Source organism: Streptomyces sp. NPDC059695 (assembly GCF_042733785.1).
Taxonomy (GTDB): Bacteria; Actinomycetota; Actinomycetes; order Streptomycetales; family Streptomycetaceae; genus Streptomyces.
Map to the genome: position 1 here is coordinate 32,671 of NZ_JBHWFF010000052.1, position 3,342 is coordinate 36,012.

Here is a 3,342-nt window from a genome sequence, read left to right on the forward strand (position 1 = left end):
GGCGCGGCCGGCGGGCGGGGGGGCGCGCGCCTTGTCGACGCGCCCCCCCCCCCCCCCGGGCGTGCGGGGGCGGGGCCCCGCCCCCCCCCCCCCCCCCCCCCCACGCCTGTGTGCCGCGGGCTCCGCGTCAGGCGCGGTACGCCGTCCAGGAGTCGTTCATGCGGGTCACCTGGCCCGCGGTGAACTGGTACATGCAGGAGTCGTACGTGTAGTCCATGAAGTTGTGGATCGGGTCCACACCGGTCTTGTTGGTGCAGGAGTCACGGCCGGTCGGGCACTCGAAGGCGGCGCTCTTCTCGGCCGGGGTGTCGGAGACGTAGTCGCCGTTGCCCGAGCAGCCGCCCTGGAAGGTGTGGTATAGACCCATCCAGTGGCCGACCTCGTGGGTCGCGGTGTCTCCCAGGTTGTAGTTGGTCGCGGAGCCGCCCGGGAGCGAGGCGTCGAGGATGACGACGCCGTCCATCTTCGGCGCGGACGTGTACGAGGAGGGGAAGGTCGCCCAGCCGAGCAGACCGCCGCCGAGGTTGGCGGTGTAGACGTTCAGCGCGTTCTTGCCGCCCTTGCGCAGGGCGTTCTTCATGTCCTTCTCGGCCTGGGTGCCGTCGGAGACGTTGTACCAGGTGGCGTTGTCCGTGTAGTCGGTCCCGGCCAGCGTGAACGTGAAGTTGGTGTTCACGTTGCCGGTGCCCTGGCCGCCGTAGGCCGCGTTCAGGACCGCCATCTGGTTGTTGATGGCCGTGGCGCTGAGCTTGCCCGTCGTGCCGCTGTGGATCACGTGGAAGTAGACGGGGACGGTGGCGCCGGCGGCGGCCGCCGTGGCGCTGACCCGGCCGGAGGCGCGGGCCGCGGAGACCTTCTTCCTGAGGTCGTCGTCCATGGCCTTGGCCTTGGCGGCGGAGACCTCGTTGGGCTCGGCGGCGTGGTCCGCGGCGCCGCGCGCCTTGCGGGCGCCGGAGAGCGCCGTCGTACCGTCCGCGCACTCCTCGGCGGAGGCCAGGGTGGCTCCGGCGGGGGCGGCCACGGGGGCGGAGAGGGGAGCGATGGCCAGGGTTCCGGCCAGGACGGCGGTGCCCATCAGACGACGTGTCATACGCGGCGATATGCGGACAAGAGCACGCACGGTGACTCCTTGCGGGGGGTTGTGGAGAGGGACTTCCTCGCCACCGCCCGGAGATTACGCGTCCATGTCAGAGGTCGTTGAGGGTTGATCAAGCCCAATCATTCGTGGGGCGATTCGGGGCATCGGGAAGAAAAACTTGCGCCGCTCGCCGGGTTTGAGACACGTATGTAACAAGCCATGTGACGGAGGCGGGTGGTGTGTCCGGATTAGATCTCCGGAACCCACCACCCGCCGTAGTGATGTGATCTCCCGTTAACAAGGGGGATCATGGCTGAAAATCGCCGCCAGGAAGGCGACTACAGCACCGGCTGGTACACCCGCTCGACACGCTGCGTTCCGCTCAGCGTCCGGTACGAGCGCGCCCAGGCCGTCGTCGCCGCCGGGTCCGTCTTGTCGGAGACCGTGTAGTAGTCCATCTGCGAGCGCGCGGCGGTCACGTCGAGCACGCCGTAGCCGTGGTGGTCCATGTCCACCCACTTCACATGGCGGTTGGCCGCCTTCACGGCGCCCGCCGCCACCACCGAGAGCGTGCCCGGTGCCACGTGGAGCAGGTCGTCCAGGTTGTCCGAGGTCACCGAGGTGACCACGAACTCGGTCGCCGCCGAGGCCGAGAGCGGGTACGTCGCGGCCTTCACCGGCACGTCGTTGGCCCAGGCCATGTGGATGTCGCCGGTCAGGAAGACCGTGTTGCGGATCGACCGCGCGGTCAGGTGCCCGAGGAGCTCCTTGCGGTCGTCCGTGTAGCCGTCCCACTGGTCGACGTTGACCGCGATCCCCTCCTTCGGCAGGCCGAGCAGGCCGGCGAGCGGCTCCAGGAGGTGGGCGGGCAGGGCGCCGAAGGCGACCGGCGAGATCATCACGGAGGTGCCGACCAGCTGCCAGGTCGCGTCCGAACCGGCGAGCCCCGCCTTCAGCCAGTCCAGCTGAGCCCGGCCGGTGATGCTCCGCTCCGGGTCGTCGACCGTGCCGCTGCCCGTCTTCGCCGGCGCGGACCGGAACGACCGCAGGTCGAGCAGGTGCAGATCGGCGAGACGGCCGAAGCGCAGGCGCCGGAAGACCGTGCCCTCCGTGGAGGCGCGGACCGGCATCCACTCGAAGTACGCCTGCTTGGCGGCGGCGACCCGGGCCGCCCACTCGCCCTCGGTGCCGGGGGTGTGGTTCTCGGCCCCGCCCGACCAGGCGTCGTTGGCGAACTCGTGGTCGTCCCAGATCGCGATCACCGGGTGCGCGGCGTGCAGCGCCTGGAGGTCGCCGTCCGTCTTGTACTTCCCGTGGCGGGTGCGGTAGTCGGCGAGCGAGACGATCTCGTGGCGCGGCTCGTGCTGCCGGACGACGTACCTCGCCTCGGGGTAGGCGCCGGTGGCGTACTCGTACAGGTAGTCGCCGAGGTGCAGGACGGCGTCCAGGTCGCCGCGGGCCGCGAGGTGGCGGTACGCGGAGAAGTGCCCGGACTCCCAGTTCGCGCAGGAGACCACGCCGAAGCGGACACCGGGGGCGGCGGCGTCGGCGGCCGGCGCGGTGCGGGTGCGGGCGGCGGGGGAGACGGCGGTGCCCGCGGTGAAGCGGAACCAGTAGGCGGTGGCCGGGCGCAGGCCCCGGACGTCGGCCTTCACGGTGTGGTCGGAGGCGGCACTCGCCGTGGTGGTGCCGGAGGCGACGACCCGGGCGAAGGAGCGGTCCTCCGCGAGCTCCCAGCCGACCTGGACGTCGGGGCCGAGCCCGGATCCGGGCACGGCCTCGGGGGTGGGGGTGACGCGCGTCCAGAGCAGGACGCCGTCGGGCAGCGGGTCGCCGGAGGCGACGCCGTGGAGGAAGGCGGGTGCCCCGGTGTCCGCGAGCGCCGGGGAGGCCGCGCCCAGGAGGGCGGGCGCGACGGCGGCGGTGGCGGCGGCCTTGACGACCGAGCGCCGGGTGGGGGCGGGGGATATGAAACGACTGGTCACGGGCAGTCAGATTACTGACGAGTACGCCCGAGGGGCAGACGAATTCCGGAAGTTCGCCGACTCGTCGCCCCGCGGTCGCCCGCGCCGGGTGACGTCCAGGCCCCGGCACCGCCCGCGCCGGGTGGTGATACCCGACCCGGGCCCGCCCGCGCCGGGTGCACCTCGGCCCCCGGCCCGGGCGGGGCGGGGCCGGGGGGGGGGGGGGAGGGGGGGCGGCCTGTTGGCCCCGGGCCGGGCCCGGGGGTAGAACGGCCCCCCCCAACGCGGGGGTTTGGGGGC

The 3,342-nt window shown here is 72.5% G+C and carries 2 protein-coding genes; both read right to left on the reverse strand.

The genetic code is table 11. The features are described from left to right. Nucleotides 1–127: 127 nt before the first annotated feature. Nucleotides 128–1,090, reverse strand: coding sequence for a zinc metalloprotease (locus tag ACFV2S_RS35850; protein ID WP_385569668.1), 963 nt, complete (start codon nucleotides 1,088–1,090; stop codon nucleotides 128–130). 326 nt (nucleotides 1,091–1,416) lie between these two features. Next, the gene (locus ACFV2S_RS35855; protein WP_385569673.1) at nucleotides 1,417–3,063 is read right to left on the reverse strand and encodes an alkaline phosphatase D family protein; all 1,647 of its coding nucleotides are present in this window, start codon (nucleotides 3,061–3,063) and stop codon (nucleotides 1,417–1,419) included. Nucleotides 3,064–3,342 lie beyond the last annotated feature (279 nt).

Coding starts and splice junctions, on each gene's coding strand:
- ACFV2S_RS35850 (WP_385569668.1), bottom strand. CDS start 1,090: ATGACACGTCGTCTGATGGGCACCGCCGTCCTGGCCGGAACCCTGGCC.